This window comes from Dyella sp. NPDC103356, assembly GCF_055584465.1.
In genome coordinates this window covers 346,348-362,453 of sequence record NZ_JBVJLZ010000001.1, presented here as the reverse complement: position 1 = coordinate 362,453, position 16,106 = coordinate 346,348, and the positions used below count along the sequence as shown (strand labels likewise).

Genomic DNA, 16,106 nt, shown 5'->3' with positions numbered 1-16,106 from the left:
CCCCTATCCGTCATCCCGGCGAAGGCCGGGATCTAGTGCCTTACGCTTCGACGTGCAAAGACGCTGGGCCCCGGCGTTCGCCGGGGCGACGATGAAAATTGAGGTTTTAGCAGGGTTCCTTCGGTTGCAAAGTCGGCGCTAAGACGCGGTCGCTATCGTGACCTCCTTAGTTTCCACTGGAGGCGGCCCGCCTTGTTGGTATCGACCGGATCAAGAGCAGCTTGGCGAAGCGCCTCACGCGCATGGCAATGGGGCGTGCTGGCGTTTCTATCGGGCTGCGCCACGTATCGGCCCTTGCCTCTGCCCGAACAGGCAGCTCCCAGTGCCGACCTCGGGCAACTGACGGCTGGCCCATTGAGCATGGCCGACGTCGAGCGGCAGGTCCTCCTGAACAACCCGGATCTGCGCACGGCACGTGCACAGCACGCCGTGGCCCAGGCGCAGATGCTGCAAGCCTCGTTGCTGCCCAACCCCTCGTTGAACGGCAGCGCTGGATACCTCATTTCCGGGGTAGGTGACGCCACCGCCTGGACGGCAGGCATCAGCGAAAACATCCAATCCTTGATCACCTTGCGGCCGCGCCGCGAAGCCGCACGCGCCCAGGCTGCCGAGGTCGACGCGACCTTGCTATGGGAAGAATGGCAGGTGATCGGCAAGGCGCGCCTGCTGGTGGTGGATATCGTCGAGGATCAACGCCTGCTGGAGGTTCAGCAAGCTGCCCTGCAACGGCTCGAGCAGCGCAGCGAACGACTGCGCCACAGCATCGAGCAGGGCAATAGCGAGAACGTCACGGCCACACCCGATCTGGCCGCGGCTGCCGATGCGCGTGCCGCGCTGGACGATCTGCAACGCCAGTTGTTGTCGCAGCGCCACGCGTTGGCCGCGCTGATGGGGGTGGCGCCGGATACCGTCGTTCCCTTGCAGCCGCATATCGACCTGGGTCCGCTGGATCCGGATCAAGTGCGCCAGCAAGCGGTGACGTTGGCACAGCGACGTCCCGATCTGATCGCCCTGCAACTGGGTTATCGCGCACAGGAAGCCCAGGTGCGTGCGGCGATCCTGGCGCAGTTTCCGCCGCTGTCGTTTGGCTACAGCGCGTCGCAGGACAATAGTCGTGTGCGTAACGGCGGTCCGGCGATCACCTTCGACTTGCCGATCTTCGACCGCAACCAGGGCAACATCGCGATCGAGCGCGCCACACGGCAGCAACTGCACGATGAATATGCCATTCGCCTGCAGACCTCGCGCGACGAAGTACTGGCTTTGCTGGCCGAGCATGCGCAACTCGATGCACAGCGAACGGCATTGGTCCCGCTGAATATCGATGCCGAGCATCGCATGACGCAGGCCGATAGCGCCTGGCACGCCGGGCTGATCGATATTCGCAATTACGTGGACGTTGCGACGGCCGTTTCCAGCCGACAGGCCGCGATGATCACGTTGGAAAAGAACCAATACGAAGGGCAGGTGGCGTTGGCCACCCTGCTTGGCGCGGGCATGCCCGACGCGCTGCCACATGAGGTGACCGAGTGAACCGTCGTAGCTGTTATTTCTTGCCCTGGGTGCTGATCCTGGCCGGTTGCGGACAGCAGGCCGATACCGCGCCCGAACCTGCGCGCGCCGAGGTGCAGGCGGTGCCGGTCGCGCAGGCGAGTCTGCCCGACAGCGTGCCTGCGTACGGCATGGCGATACCGGCACCCGACGCCAAAACCACACTCAACGTACAGGCGGCAGGTGTGGTGACGCGTTTGGATGTTTCTCAGGGACTGGCGGTCAAGCGTGGCCAGCGTCTGCTCACGCTGAGCCTGACCCCGGCGGCGGTGGCGGCCTATCGGCAAGCGCAAAGTGCGGTACGCGTAGCCGACGATGCACGGGTACACACGGAGCAACTGCTGGCTCAGCAATTAGCGACGCGCGACCAGCTCAACCTGGCAAACAAGGCAGCCAGCGATGCGCGCACGAATCTCGACGCCTTGCGCCAGCAGCAGGGCGACGGCCCGACGATAAACATCACCGCACCGTTCGACGGCGTTGTCGAAAGCGTGTCGGTCGCCCAAGGCGACGCTCTGCAAGCGGGCGCTGCGTTGCTCGCGTTGACTCAGCCGGAACGGGTCATCGTACGCGTGGGTGTCGAACTCGACACCTTGGGCAAGGTCGCGGCTGGCGAGAGCGCGACACTGACCCCGTTGGGGGGCGGGCAGCCGATCACCGGCAAGGTCACGCGTGTGGCGACAGCACTCGATCCGCATACCCATCAGCTCGACGTGGATATCGCAGCGGACCAGCCGATCGTCGGTGGTGCGGGTTTTCGCGCCGAGATCGTCACTGGCCGGCAACAAGGCTGGCTGGTACCACGCGATGCGCTCGTCGGCGACGACCAGGACTGGCAGGTCTATCAGGTCGATGGCGATAAGGCAGTACGGGTGCCGATCAAGGTGTTGGGCGAGCAGGGCGACAAAAGCGTGGTCGCCGGAGCGCTCGATGCCAAACGTCCCTTGATAACGGTGGGCGCGACGCAACTCGATGACGGCATGGCCGTGCACGTTGCAGCGGCGGGAGCTGCGCAATGAATCCTGCGTCATGGTTGTCACGCCATGCGCGCACGCTGGTCATCGTCACGCTTGCCTTGGCGATCGCGGGTCTGATCGCCGCGATCGGTCTGCCGGTTGGCTTGTTTCCGCAGGTATCGTTTCCGCGCGTGGTGGTCGATCTGGATGCGGGCGATCGCCCGGCCGACCAGACCGCGCTGCTGTTGACGCGGCCGGTGGAAGAAGCCATCCGCACGGTGCCTGGCGTGGCCGGGCTGCGTTCGGAGACCACGCGCGGTTCGGCGCAGATCTCCATCGACTTCGGTTGGGGGCGCGATATGACGGCGTCGACCCTGTTGGTCGATGCGGCCATTGCAAAGGTGTTGCCGACGCTGCCCAGTGGTAGTTCGTATGGTGTCCGGCGGATGGATCCCACCGTTTTTCCGATCATCTCCTATGCGCTGCAGGCGGACAGGATGTCGCCCGTCGCGCTGCGCGACCTGGCGCAGTACCAGATCGTGCCGTTGCTCGCGTCGGTGCCCGGGCTGGCGCGCGTCGACGTGCAAGGCGGCGAAACCGCGGAGATCCAGGTCGAGTCCGATCCGCACCGCCTGGCCAGTTACGATCTTGGTCTTGCCGATCTGGTGAGCGCCTTGAACAAGGCCAATGTGCTGCAGGCCGTTGGGCGCGTGCAGGATCACAACAAACTCTATCTCGTTGTCGCTGATCATTCGTTGCATGGTGTGGAGGCGATCGGCAATGTCGTGGTCAAGAGCGAGGCCGGTCGGCAAGTGAAACTGTCCGACGTCGCTACCGTGCGCAACGGCTATGTACCGCAGTGGATCAAGGTGGCCGAGGACGGCAAGCCGGCGGTGTTGTTCAACGTCTATGAGCAGCCGGACGGCAACGCGGTGCAGGTCGCGGCGCAGGTGCGCCAGCGTCTGACGCAGTTGCATCTGCCACCCGGCGTGCGCTTGGTGAACTGGTACGACCAGAGCGAACTGGTGGTGGAGTCGGCCGACGGCGTGCGCGACGCGATCGTCATTGGCCTCGTTCTGGCCGCTGTCGTGCTGCTGGTGTTCTTGCGCAACTTGCGTATCACCGTGATTGCGTTGCTGGTGGTGCCAGCCACCTTGGCCATTACCGTGTTGTTGCTGCATGTCATGGGCATGAGTTTCAACATCATGACACTGGGCGGCATGGCTGCAGCGGTCGGGTTGGTGATCGACGACGCGATCGTGATGATCGAGCATATTGCGCGACGTGCGGGTGCCAGGGAAGGTGGCGGCGTCGACGCGGTGCTTCCGGCGGCAAGGGAATTTATCCGACCCTTGTCCGGCTCCAGCCTGGCGACCTTGATCGTATTCGTGCCGCTGGGTTTTCTCGATGGCGTGACCGGTGCGTTTTCCAAGGCCTTGTCGATCACCATGGCGTGCGCGCTGATCGTCTCCTGGTCGATCACCGTCCTGATCGTGCCGGTGCTGGCGCGGCGAATGGTGGATTTCACGCGCTGGCACGATCCCGGCCTGCACGGACGTCATCCCTTGCTGCGTACGCACGGATGGATCTACCGGAAGCTGTCGGCATCGCCGCTGTGGCTGGCGCTTGTTCTGTCGCTGTTGCTGGTGTTCGGCTATCTCGGCTACACGCATGTGGCGACCGGCTTCATGCCGTCGGTGGACGAGAGCGGCTTTGTGATGGATTACTACACCAAGCCCGGCACTTCTTTGCCGGAGAGTTCGCGGCAGATCGCGCAGATCGAAAGCATCCTGCGCGATACGCCCGAGGTCGCGACGTTTTCGCGCCGCCTGGGCACCGGCCTGGGTGGCGATCTGGGGCAGTCCTATCACGGCGATTTCTTTGTGCGCCTGAAGCCGGATCATGACCGCGCTACCGATGAAGTGATGAGCGATGTGCGTCAGCGCATCGAGCGCGGCGTGCCTGGCGTGGATATCGAACTGGCGCAGTTGATGGAGGATCTGATCGGCGATCTGACGGCGGTGCCGCAGCCGATCGAAATCAAGCTCTATGCGGTCGATCCCAGCGGTCTCGGCGACCAGGCCGACAAGGTCGCCAAGGCGATCGCCGATATCCCCGGCGTGGTCGATATCAAGAATGGCCTGCAGTTGGCTGGCGATGCATTGAACGTCAATATCGATGCCGCCAAGGCCGCCTTCGAAGGTGTTACCGCGGACGACATTACCCAGGCGGTCGATCAGGCGTTGAGCGGTGTGGTGGCGACCCAGCTACCTGCCGCGAACAAGAGCATCGGCGTTCGCGTGCGCATGCCCGACGCGGAGCGCTGGCGTATCCCCGATTTGGCCGAGCTGCCGATCCGTGCGCCCGATGGCCATATCTTTCCGCTCAAACGCGTTGCGTCGATCGTGCCGGTCAGTGGCCAGCCGCAGATAGCTCGCGAAAACCTGCAGCCGATGGTGGCCGTCACCGCACGCATCGAAGGGCGTGGCATCAGCGCGGCGGTGGCCGATGTGCAGCAGCGTCTGGCGCGGCCTGGGTTGCTCGCCAATGGTGTGCGCTATGAACTGGGTGGTCTCTATCAACAACAGCAGATCGCCTTTGTCGGTCTGAGCAAGGTGTTTGCGCTGGCGTTGGTGGCGGAGTTCGTGCTGCTGCTGTTTCTCTACCAGCGCATCGTGCTGGCCGCGCTGGTGATCGGCTGTTCGCTGCTTTCCTCCACGGCGGTGTTCATCGCCCTGTGGATCAGTCAGGTCGATCTCAACATCACGGCGATGATGGGCATGACGATGATCATCGGCATGGGCACGGAAATGGCGATTTTCTATGTGTCCGAATATGTCTGGCTCGAACAGCGGATGGATTCGGCGCAGGCCTTGCAGTTGGCCAGCCAGGATCGTTTGCGTCCGATCACCATGACCACTCTGGCGGCGGTGCTGACGCTGTTGCCGCTGGCGTTTGCGATCGGTCCGGGTTCCGGTATCCAGCAGCCGCTGGCGATCGCGATCATCGCTGGGCTGCTGCTGCAGTATCCGATGGTATTGCTGGTATTGCCGATTCTGATCAAGCTGGTGCTTGGGCGATCGGCCAAGGTGTCGTGAGGGAACGGTCGCGATTTCAGGAAATCTCGCATGACCTCAGATTTTCCTATCGTCATCCCGGCGCAGGCCGGGACCCAGTGGCATCAGTTTTCAGTTTTCGCGATACAGCTGACTTGTGCGAACTCTCGCGACAACCGATCACAAAGCCACTGGGTTACTCACTTCGCTCGCCCCTTCGGGGCCGCCCTCCGGGCGTTCTACGCGCGAGCGCTTGTCCGGCCTGCGCCGGAATGACGAGTAGGGAGAGTCTTTCGAGGTTCCCTGATGTCGCGATCACACCGCAACAAGCTAGCTCTAGCTATTCCTCCGAGCCGTCCGCGCAGGCGGAAACACCACCTCCACACGCAAACCGCCTTCATTCCCGCGCAAGAACAACACCTGCGCACGGTGCCGCTCCGCAATACGCTGCACGATCGCCAGCCCAAGCCCCGTGCCTTCTTCACAGCTACCCGGGACGCGGAAGAACCGTTCACCCAGGCGTGCGAGAAATTCCGGCGGCACGCCCGGCCCATTGTCTTCGATGCTCAGCGACGGACGTCCGTTCGACAGGCTGACCGCAACGGTCACGATGCTGCGCCGGCCGGCATAGCGCAGGGAATTGTCGAGCAGGTTGTCGAGCAGCTCCTGCAAGGTGGTGCGATCGCCATCGATCCACACCGGTTCATTGGCGCTGTCATAACCCAGATCGACGCCTGCGGCGAGCGCTTCGTGCACGCGCAGGCTGAGCAGGTCGGGGATCAGGCGATTGAGGTCGATGAGATCCAGCGGATGGGTTTCGTGTTCAGGCGACTGCGCACGCGTCAACGCCAGCAATTGGGTCGACGTGCGGCTGGCGCGATGCGTCAGGCGCTGGATATGTTCCAGCGCGTCGCGCACGGTGGCGGGACTGGGGTCGCCTTGCGCACGCTCCACATGTACACGCAGGCCCGCCAGCGGCGTACGCAATTGATGTGCGGCATCGGCGATAAAGCGGTCCTGCAAGGCAAGCGTGCCGCGCAGGCGTGCGAACAGGCCGTCGATGGTGCGCGTCAACGGCAGGATCTCCACCGGCACATCGATATCGCCGATCGGTGCCAGATCGTGCTCGCGTGCCGCCAGACGTTCGGTCAACGGATCGAGCACACGCAGGCCGATACGCACGCCGTACCACACCAGGGCGAAGACGCCGGCGATCAACATCGCTTGCGCCGGGATGCTGAGCAGCAGGATTTCCTTGGCGCGCTGGTGGCGGTCGTGCAGTGTTTCGGCGATGGTCAGGGTGAGCTGATCCCCCGGATCATGGCTGCTGGGGATGCGTACGGTGGCCGCGCGTACCGCGTGACGGTCGATAGCCAGATCGTAAAGCCGCGGTTCGCTGTCGACAGTCAGCGTCATGTCGGCAGGCGGTTGCAACGTCTCGGTGCCGGCCAGCAGGCCGTGCTTCTGGCTGCTGACGTTGAAATAGTTATGGCCTTCCGGATCGTACTCGAGCAGAAATCGCGCCTGCGACGAGATCTGGTCGTTCATGTCCTGCTTGCTGAGCATTTCCGCCAACGTCGCGACGCTATCGGCCAGATCGCTGTCGTGCACATGATTGGAATAGATCAACGCGCCGCTATAGGTGACCAGGCTTTCCACCAGCAGCATCAACATCAACGGCACCAGCAGAAACGACAGCAAGCGCCGATGCAGGCTCTGCCGACCATCGGGAGTCAGCTTGCGGTAAAGCCATGGCTGCGATGGCCGTGCGCGGTTCATGAGGCGTCTTCGTCGGCGCCGTCCTTGGCTTGTTCGAGCAAATAGCCAAGACCACGAATCGTGCGTACTTGCGTGCCGGAGTCGGTGAGCTTGCGACGCAGGCGGTAGATGGCGATATCCAGGCCGTTATCGGTCAGTTCCTCGTCCCAGCTGCACAGCGCTTCGACCAGCTGGGCACGGCTGGTGACGCGATCGGGACGGGCGGCAAGGGCCTCCAGCAGGCCGAACTCGCGTGCGGTGAGTTCCAGCGGAATATTGTCGACCCAGGCGCGATGGCCGGGCAGGTCCAGGCGCAGGCGCCCGATCGTCAGCTCGGGTGCGCCTTGCGAGGTGTAGCGACGCAGCAGCGCCCGTACACGTGCCTCGAACTCGGCCAGCGCGAAGGGTTTGACCAGGTAGTCGTCGGCACCCAGGTCCAGTACCCGCACGCGTTCGCGCAGGCCCTCGCGCGCGGTGATGACCAGGACCGGCAACCCGGTGCCGCGCCGGCGCAAACGCTGAAGTACTTCGCTGCCGTCCAGGGCGGGCAGGCCCAGGTCGAGCACCAGCAGGTCGTATGGGGTGTCACGTAGGGCGCTGTCGGCGCGGGCGCCATCGGCGACATGGTCGACGGCATGGCCGCCCTGACGCAGCGAGGCACAGACACCGGCAGCAATCGCCGGGTCGTCCTCGGCTATCAGAATGCGCATGCTTCCTCCTTAATGACTGAGGTGGCGTGCGACGTCCTGGCGCACGGGGCAGAATTGCGAGTGATTCTCATTTGTGACAACATGCTGCCGGATATCGCCGGCCGAATCCAGGCGGGCGAGGCGTCGTCCAGCTTAAGGGGAACGGCGAACACGGCATAGATGATCAGGGCGGTTGCGATTGTTTTCACCCCCGCAGTCGTTTTCCTTTCGGTTGGCGTTTCGTATTCATAGAGGATTCCCGTTGTCGACGCCGTCCATCCAGCGCACTCCTGGCCGGGCCTTCTGGCTCAAGCATCTGCATCAATGGCACTGGATCAGCTCGGCGCTCTGCCTGATCGGCATGCTGTTGTTCGCCATCACGGGGTTCACCTTGAATCACGCGGGCCAGATCGAAGCCAGCCCCCGGACCGTGCATCGTCAGGCGCAGCTGCCGGCGCCGCTGTTGCACGCCATCGCCGGCGATGACGAACGCAAGGGCGTGGCGGTGCCTGCAGTCATTGCCGACTGGGTGCATGGCGCGCTGGACGTCGATCTTGGCGGTCGCAGTGGTGATCTGTCCGAAGACGAATTCTATGTGTCGATGCCGCGGCCGGGCGGCGACGCCTGGCTCAGCATCGATCGCGAAAGCGGCAAGGTGGAATACGAGCGTACCGATCGCGGTTGGATTTCCTATTTGAACGACCTGCACAAGGGCCGCAATGCCGGCCCGGCGTGGGGCTGGTTCATCGATGTCTTCGCGCTGGCCTGCGTGATCTTTTCGGTGACTGGCCTGCTGCTTCTGAAAATGCACGCCGCACAACGCGGTGCCACCTGGCCGCTGGTGGCGTTTGGCCTGTTGCTGCCGTTGCTGCTTGCCCTGATCTTTATCCATTGACGAGGTTATCGATGCGCCGTCTGCTGATTTCCGTTCCCGCCGTGATGCTTGCCGCGCCTGCGATGGCCGCCGACATGAACGTCACCGTGACCGTTCCGCAACTCACTGTGGCCGAGTATCACCGGCCGTATGTGTCGGTATGGATCGAGCGCACCGACAAGACCATCGCTTCGCAGCTTGCCGTCTGGTACGCACAAAAAGAAAGCAAGGAGGGCGCCGGCACCAAGTGGCTGCCCGAATTGCGCCTGTGGTGGCGTCACGGCGGCCGCGACCAGCAGATGCCGGTCGATGGCGTATCGGGCGCGACCCGTCCGGCGGGCGATCAGACACTGAAATTCCAGAGCGGCAAGGCACCGTTGGGCGACCTGCCTGCCGGCAAATACGATCTCGTCGTGGAAGCGGCGCGCGAAACCGGTGGCCGCGAAGTGGTGCACGTGCCGTTCGAATGGCCGGTGACCACCGCACAGCATCTGGACAAATCGGGCAGCGTCGAGCTGGGTACGGTCAAGCTCGATCTGGCGCCCTGAGCATCGAGATACGGAGAACAAGCATGTTGAAGCGTCCCTTGAAATGCCTCGCCATCGTGACGGCCTTGTCGCTGCCGTTGGCCGCGCACGCACACAAGATGTGGCTGCTGCCCTCGGCCACCAACGTGGCGGGTGACGATCCGTGGGTAACAGTCGATGCGGCAGTATCGAACGATCTTTTCTTTGCCGACCATATGCCGGGTTCGCTCGATCGCCTGGTCATTACCGCACCGGACGGTCAGGTCGCCAAACCCGAGAACGCATCCACCGGCAAGTACCGCAGCGTCTTCGATGTGCATCTGACCCAGCCTGGTACTTACAAGATCGCCTTGATCAACAGCGGCGCCTTCGCCACGTACGAATTGAACGGCGAGAAAAAACGCTGGCGCGGTAGCGCGGCCGATATGGCCAAGGAAATGCCGGTCGGTGCGAAAAATATCGACGTGACCGAATCGAGCAATCGTGTCGAGACGTTCGTGAGCAATGGCAAGCCGAACGACGCCGCGCTCAAGCCGACCGGCGACGGTATCGAGCTGGTGCCGGTGACCCAGGTGAACGATCTGGTCTCGGGCGAGGCAGCTACGTTCCAACTGTTGCTCGATGGCAAGCCCGCGTCGGACCTGAAAGTGACGGCGATCGCCGGTGCCACGCGTTATCGCAATGCGCCGGAAGAGATCAATACGAATACCGACAAGAATGGCAAGTTCACCGTCACCTGGCCGCATGCGGGGATGTACTGGATCAACGCCAGCGCCCAGGACGGAAACACGCAGATCAAGCAGGCCAGGCAGCGTCGCGTGTCCTATTCGGCAACGCTGGAAGTGCTGCCCGAGTAAACGCCGCGCCATGTCCACGATCGATGCATCGGTGCAGGTGCACAGCCTGCGCGGTCAAACCATGGGTACGTTCTGGTCGCTGCGCTTTGTTGCAGCGGCCGGCTTTCCCATAGACGCCATACAGTCTGGCATGCAGGCCGAACTCGATCGCGTCGATGCATCGATGAGCACCTATAAACGTGATTCGGAGCTGTCGCGTTTCAATGCGGCGGCCGCCGGCAGTTGGCATACCTTGTCGAACGCGTGCTTCGATGTCGTCGAGCACGCACTGCAGCTCGCTCGCGATACGGACGGTGCGTACGACCCTACGGTCGGTCCTCTGGTCAACGCCTGGGGGTTCGGTCCCGAGGCTGCACAGCACAGTGCGCCAGCGGACGACATTATCGCCGCGGCGCGCGAGCGCATCGGTTGGTGGCGCATCGAGCGCGATGCAACAGCACGTCGTATCAGGCAACCGGGTGGCGCTTATATCGACCTGTCCTCGATCGCCAAGGGCTATGCCGTGGATGTCGTCGGCGACTGGCTGACCGCGCAGGGCGTGACCGCCTGGTTGGTCGAGGTCGGCGGCGAGATGAAGGCACACGGTTCCAAGCCGGATGGTTCGAGCTGGCGTGTCGGGATCGAAATGCCCGATGCGCCGGATCGATATTTCTGCACGCTGGCATTGAAGGACATGGCGATCGCGACCTCCGGCGATTACCGGCGCCGTTTTGCCGAGGGCGATGGCCGGTATTCGCATCACGTCGATGCACGCAGCGGCCGACCGGTGCCGCATGTCGTGGCGTCCGTCAGCGTGCTCGCGCCGAGCGCCTTGCAGGCTGATCCGCTGGGTACGGCGATGACCTTGCTCGGCCCGGATCGGGGTCTCGCCTATGCGCAAGCCCGCGATCTCGCCGTGCTGTTCGTGCTGCGTACGCAGGACGGTTTGGAGCCGCGCCTGACACCGGCTTTTGCCGCAGCCTTGCAGGCATGAGTACCTCGGCCATCAGGCGAGAGCGTGTCGCCGTCGGTAATCTGATTCTGCTGACGGCGCTGGCGATGTTGATCGTTGTGCTGTGGATCTGGCATGCGCGCGAGCTGATCTGGACATGGCCGGGTGAACGTCGAGTGTTTGCTGCATCGCTGTGTGCAGTTGCGTGGTGCGGATTCGTTGCGCTCGTTGCTTGGCGCCGCCGTGCGATATCGGCCGAAAGCCACGCAGATGCCGTCGGGCAGGCAGGGGCTGTGACGCTTCTTGCTTATGCGAGCCAGACCGGTTTCGCCGCGGAACTGGCTCGACAGACTGCGCAGAGTCTGCAATCGGCATCCGCGCGCGTCCGGTTGTGCGAGCTGGGGCAGCTTGATGCATCCATGCTCGCCACCGCCGAACGCGTGCTGTTTATTGTCAGCACGACGGGCGAAGGCGACGCGCCCGATGCTGCGGCAGGTTTCGTGCGGCAGACGATGGCTCGGTCCGTGGATTTGTCGAAGCTGCATTTTGGCCTGCTGGCGCTGGGTGACAGCGACTATGCCGATTTCTGCGGTTTCGGTCGGCGCCTGGAACATTGGTTGCGTGCCTGTGGAGCGCAGGCATGGTTCGATCCGGTGCACGTGGACAACGGCGACCCGTCCGCACTGCGTCATTGGCAGCATCATCTTTCGCTGTTGACCGGCACGCTGGACATGCCCGATTGGCAGCGCCCGCACTATCGACGCTGGCAACTGGTCGAACGCCGGCACCTGAATCGGGGCAGCCTGGGCGAGGGCTGCTTCCACCTCGCATTGCATTCGCTCGAGGGTGAGGTGAGCTGGCAGGCGGGCGATCTGGTCGAGATCGGTCCGCAGCACGCAGCCGATGATGTCACGCGTTGGCTGGAGCAGGCCGGTCTGGATGGCCAGGCGTTGGTCGCCAGCGATGATGGCGAGGGTCGCTTTGCCGACTTGCTTGCGCGAAGCCGTCTGCCTGATATGGCCGAGGTGGTGGGAGTCCCGATGCAACGCGTGGCCGATGGCTTGCAGCGGTTGCCGCATCGTGAGTACTCGATCGCGTCGGTGCCCGAGGACGGCGCCATCCATCTGCTGGTGCGCCAGATGCGGCGCGAGGAGGGCCAGCTCGGCCTGGGCTCGGCGTGGCTGACGGTTCATGCGGCGCTGGGTGCCGACATGGCCGTGCGCATCCGCAGCAATCCCCAATTCCATGCTCCTGATGACGATCGGCCGATGATCCTGATCGGCAATGGCACGGGCATGGCCGGACTGCGTGCGCTGCTCAAGGCACGCATCGCGGCAGGACATCGGCGCAATTGGCTGTTGTTCGGCGAACGCCAGCCCGAACACGACAACTACTACCGGGACGAGATAGAGCGCTGGCAGGCCGAGGGCATGATCGAACGGCTCGATCTGGCCTGGTCGCGTGCGGTGCCTGAGCGTGTCTACGTTCAAGACCGCCTGCGCGAGAACGCGTCGTCGTTGCGCGCGTGGGTCGATGCGAACGCCGCCATCTATGTATGTGGCAGCCTGGCTGGCATGGCTCCCGGAGTTGAAGCGGTACTAGTCGATGTGCTCGGCGCCGATACCGTGGAGCGACTGCGCACCGAAGGCCGATATCGCCGCGACGTCTACTAGTCCGCAGTAAGTTTCGACGCTATCCGTGACCTTTGGCCTATGCCACGCGTATGCGCTTGTCGCACGCTGGCTTGTCACGTGGGGAGGCACAGATGGTCATTGGGAAAGGCAGGGCGCGTTGTCTGATTGCAGCGTGGGTTTGTGGTGTCGGTCTCGGCCCGATGGCCTGGGCGCAGCAGGCTGGTCCTGCGCCGGCAGCGTCGCTGCCCGCCGCAGCGAGCACCGCGGCCTCGGTACCCGCGGAGATTCCGCTGGTGCATGGCAATGCGGCCGCTGTTGCCGTACCGAGCGCGCCCAATGCCTGGGGCGGCGAGCGTAGCGGTACCGAAGCGACCTTGTCCGATCGGGTGGTCGCGTATCGCATCGATGCGGAACTGGATGCAGCCAAGCATGCCGTCACCGGCAGGGAACAGCTGACCTGGCGCAATCGCAGCGACCGCGAAGTGCGCAGCGTCTATGTGCATCTCTATCTCAATGCCTTCCAGAACGCACAAAGCACGTTCTTCACCGAACGCGACCTGTTGACCGCGCATGGCAGTTCGCGCGGCGTAGCCCAGGTGAAGAAAGGCGAGTGGGGCTGGATCGAGCTGAAGCAGGTGCAGCAGGGCAACGACATGCTGAAGTGGTCGTTCGTCCATCCCGATGGCGGTCCCGAGACCGACCAGACCGTTGCGCGTATCGATCTGGCGCAGCCGGTGCCGGCCGGCGGTACGCTGACCCTGGACATTGGTTTTCTCAGCCAGTTGCCACGCGTGATCGAGCGCACCGGTTACTTCGGCGACTTCAATCTGGTCGGCCAGTGGTTTCCCAAGATCGGCGTGCTTGAATTGCCGGGCGAGCGTGGTGCCACCGAGGTTCGCTGGAACGTGCACGAGTTCCACTTCAACAGCGAGTTCTACGCCGACTTCGGCAGCTATGACGTGCAACTGACCGTGCCCTCCGATTACACGGTCGGCGCGGTCGGGCAACAGCAGGGCGAGCCGCTGCAGCAGGGCGGCAAGTCGACCTATCACTTCAAGCAGGACGATGTGCACGACTTTGCCTGGGTGGCGGCCAAGGGCTACAAGACCCTCGACGGCAGCTATGAAGGGCCGGGCAGTCCGAAGGTGGCGGTGCGGGTGATCTATCCACCCGAGTACGTCGCCAGTGCGCAGCCGGTGCTGAAGGCGTCGATCGATTCGCTGGGCTTCTTCTCGCGTACCTTGGGGCCGTATCCGTATCACACGGTCACCGCGGTGGTGCCGCCGTACAACGCTACCGAAGCGGGCGGCATGGAGTACCCGACGTTCTTTACTGCCGAGGGCTACGACAAGGTCAATCCGGAAACCTCCGATACCTACGAGCTCGACTTCGTCACGATCCATGAGTTCGGCCACGGCTATTTCTATGGCTTGCTCGCATCGAACGAATTCGAAGAGCCCCTGCTCGACGAAGGCCTGAACGAGTATTGGGACCAGCGCATGCTGCGCGAGCGCAAGCAGCGCGTGTTGACCCTGGTCGACTGGATGCATTGGCTGGGCATGGACTATTCGTCCGATGTCTTTGTGCTGGAGCGCATCATGGCGGGGCTGGACCAGCCGGTCGATCCGCTGGGCGAAAACAGCTGGAATCGCCTGTCCAGCACCAGCTACGGCACGGTGTATTCGCGTACGGCCACGGCGATGCACGACCTCGAAGAGCGGCTCGGTCACGATGTGATGGAGCGTGGCTTTCGCGAGTACTACAAGCGTTGGCACTTCCGCCATCCGTCGGCGGCGGATCTTCGCCAGGCGCTGATCGATACCTCGGGTGACGCAAAGACGGTCAACCAGGTATTCGACCAGTATGTCTACGGCACGGCGCGCATCGACGACCGTGTCGATGCGATCGACAACGAGGAAGTGTTGCCGCAGCCGGGGACCTACGTGAAAGGCAGTCAGCGGACCGAAGCCGATCAGGCGACGCTGGACAAGCAGGTGGACAAGCAGCGTGACGACTGGAGCAACGCGCATCCGAAGGCAAAGGACAGCGCCGGGCCATTCTCATGGCGTGGCATCGTGACCGTGGTGCGCGATGGTGCGCCCGTGCCGCAGCTGCTGCGCGTGAAATTTGCCGATGGCAGCAGCGAAGACGTGCATTGGACCGACAATCGACGGTGGGCGCGCTTTACCTTTATCAAGCCTTCGAAGGTGGTTTCGGCCGAGCTCGATCCCGAGCAGAAGATCTACCTGGACGACAACAAGCTCAACGACAGCCGCACGGATGACAGCCATGGCGCCGCGTCGCGACGCTGGAGTGCCGATGCGAGTGCATTGGTGCAGGCCTTCTACTCTTTCCTGGTGACGATGTAATGGCCTACAACAATGCACGTCGTGTCGATATGGGTGCGGTGTTCCGCGCTTTGTTTACCGCCATCCAGTGGCGCCTGCTGCTGGTCTGGCTGCTGCTCCTGCTGATTCCGACGCTGGTCGTTGCGTTGCCAGTGTGGGGAACATTGAGCGAGCTGCTCGATCACTCCGTACATGCCGATGCCTGGGCCAAACAATTCGATGCCATGATGGCCGGCGATGTCGTGCGCATCGTTGCCGACCAGAGCGGTGGACTGAAGGCGGCTGCGATCGCGGGCACGCTCGTAACGCTGCTGCTGTCGCCCTGGCTCAACGGCATGATCGTCGGGGCAGGGCGCTCCGGCCGTACGCCGAGCATGGGCGAGCATCTGCACAATGGCTTGAGCATGTACGGAAAAATGTTCCGCCTGCTGCTGTGGTCGGTGCTGCTGTATGCCGGCGCGGCGTGGCTGGTAAGCCATGGCGCGGATTTCGCCGATAAGCACGACGAGAAAGCGGTGCTGAAATCGCAGGGCGACCAATGGGAGCACAGCGTCTATTGGCTGATCGGCGTGTTGTTCGTGCTGGTTCACGCGATCGTCGATTCGGCGCGCTCGGCCTATATCGCCGATCCGTCGTTGCGCTCGGCAACGATCGCGTTGGCCCGGGGCGTGATGCAGCTGTTGCGGCGCCCGCTGACGACGTTGTTCACCTATGTGCTGATCAGCGCCATTGGTTACGGTCTGATTCTGTTGCTCGGGATGCTGCGCATCCAGTGGAGCGCGGCGAGCTGGATCGGGCTGATTGGTGGCGTGCTGCTGGTGCAATTGCTGTCCGCGGTGACGGGTTGGACCCAGGCAGCGCGTGTGTTCGCGCTGGCGGAAGTCGCCCGCTCGTTGGGTCGGCGTTCGTTCTAGGAGGCGGCATC

The 16,106-nt window shown here is 63.4% G+C and carries 12 protein-coding genes; 10 read left to right on the top strand and 2 right to left on the bottom strand.

The genetic code is table 11. From position 1 onward, the window contains the following. The first annotated feature begins 192 nt into the window (after positions 1-192). Genes ACZ6WW_RS01580 through ACZ6WW_RS01570 form a run of 3 tightly spaced genes read left to right on the top strand, consistent with a single transcriptional unit; the run spans position 193 to position 5,605 of the window. On the top strand, positions 193-1,533 hold the full coding sequence (locus tag ACZ6WW_RS01580) for a TolC family protein (protein WP_465272683.1): 1,341 nt from the start codon (positions 193-195) through the stop codon (positions 1,531-1,533). Next, a complete protein-coding gene (locus ACZ6WW_RS01575; protein ID WP_465272682.1) occupies positions 1,530-2,570 on the top strand; it encodes an efflux RND transporter periplasmic adaptor subunit in 1,041 nt (346 codons plus the stop codon). The genes ACZ6WW_RS01580 and ACZ6WW_RS01575 overlap by 4 nt, the downstream gene beginning before the upstream one ends. Beyond that, positions 2,567-5,605, top strand: coding sequence for an efflux RND transporter permease subunit (locus ACZ6WW_RS01570; RefSeq protein WP_465272681.1), 3,039 nt, complete (start codon positions 2,567-2,569; stop codon positions 5,603-5,605). The genes ACZ6WW_RS01575 and ACZ6WW_RS01570 overlap by 4 nt, the downstream gene beginning before the upstream one ends. A 294-nt stretch (positions 5,606-5,899) precedes the next feature. Here the strand turns inward: ACZ6WW_RS01570 and ACZ6WW_RS01565 are convergent, their stop codons facing one another. Next, positions 5,900-7,342: a sensor histidine kinase N-terminal domain-containing protein gene (locus ACZ6WW_RS01565; RefSeq protein WP_465272680.1), complete on the bottom strand. Its 1,443-nt coding sequence runs from the start codon at positions 7,340-7,342 to the stop codon at positions 5,900-5,902. Next, entirely contained in the window at positions 7,339-8,031 is a 693-nt protein-coding gene (locus tag ACZ6WW_RS01560; RefSeq protein WP_465272679.1) for a response regulator, read from the bottom strand. Before ACZ6WW_RS01560 ends, ACZ6WW_RS01565 begins: the two co-directional genes overlap by 4 nt. Positions 8,032-8,272: 241 nt before the next feature. Here ACZ6WW_RS01560 and ACZ6WW_RS01555 point away from each other — a divergent pair, with 241 nt between their 5' ends. The 7 genes from ACZ6WW_RS01555 (at position 8,273) to ACZ6WW_RS01525 (ending at position 16,095) form a co-directional block, all read left to right on the top strand. Then, positions 8,273-8,905: a PepSY-associated TM helix domain-containing protein gene (locus ACZ6WW_RS01555; protein WP_465272678.1), complete on the top strand. Its 633-nt coding sequence runs from the start codon at positions 8,273-8,275 to the stop codon at positions 8,903-8,905. Positions 8,906-8,916: 11 nt separating this feature from the next. After that, a complete protein-coding gene (locus ACZ6WW_RS01550; protein WP_465272677.1) occupies positions 8,917-9,432 on the top strand; it encodes a DUF2271 domain-containing protein in 516 nt (171 codons plus the stop codon). Between the two features lie 26 nt (positions 9,433-9,458). Continuing rightward, complete coding sequence (locus ACZ6WW_RS01545; RefSeq protein ID WP_465273000.1) at positions 9,459-10,268, top strand: DUF4198 domain-containing protein; 810 nt, start codon at positions 9,459-9,461, stop codon at positions 10,266-10,268. Positions 10,269-10,278: 10 nt separating this feature from the next. Then, positions 10,279-11,241: an FAD:protein FMN transferase gene (locus ACZ6WW_RS01540; RefSeq protein ID WP_465272676.1), complete on the top strand. Its 963-nt coding sequence runs from the start codon at positions 10,279-10,281 to the stop codon at positions 11,239-11,241. Further along, a complete protein-coding gene (locus ACZ6WW_RS01535; RefSeq protein WP_465272675.1) occupies positions 11,238-12,872 on the top strand; it encodes a sulfite reductase subunit alpha in 1,635 nt (544 codons plus the stop codon). Before ACZ6WW_RS01540 ends, ACZ6WW_RS01535 begins: the two co-directional genes overlap by 4 nt. A gap of 92 nt (positions 12,873-12,964) precedes the next feature. Next, on the top strand, positions 12,965-15,202 hold the full coding sequence (locus tag ACZ6WW_RS01530; RefSeq protein WP_465272674.1) for a M1 family metallopeptidase: 2,238 nt from the start codon (positions 12,965-12,967) through the stop codon (positions 15,200-15,202). Continuing rightward, a complete protein-coding gene (locus ACZ6WW_RS01525; RefSeq protein ID WP_465272673.1) occupies positions 15,202-16,095 on the top strand; it encodes a hypothetical protein in 894 nt (297 codons plus the stop codon). The genes ACZ6WW_RS01530 and ACZ6WW_RS01525 overlap by 1 nt, the downstream gene beginning before the upstream one ends. The last annotated feature ends 11 nt before the right edge of the window (positions 16,096-16,106 follow it).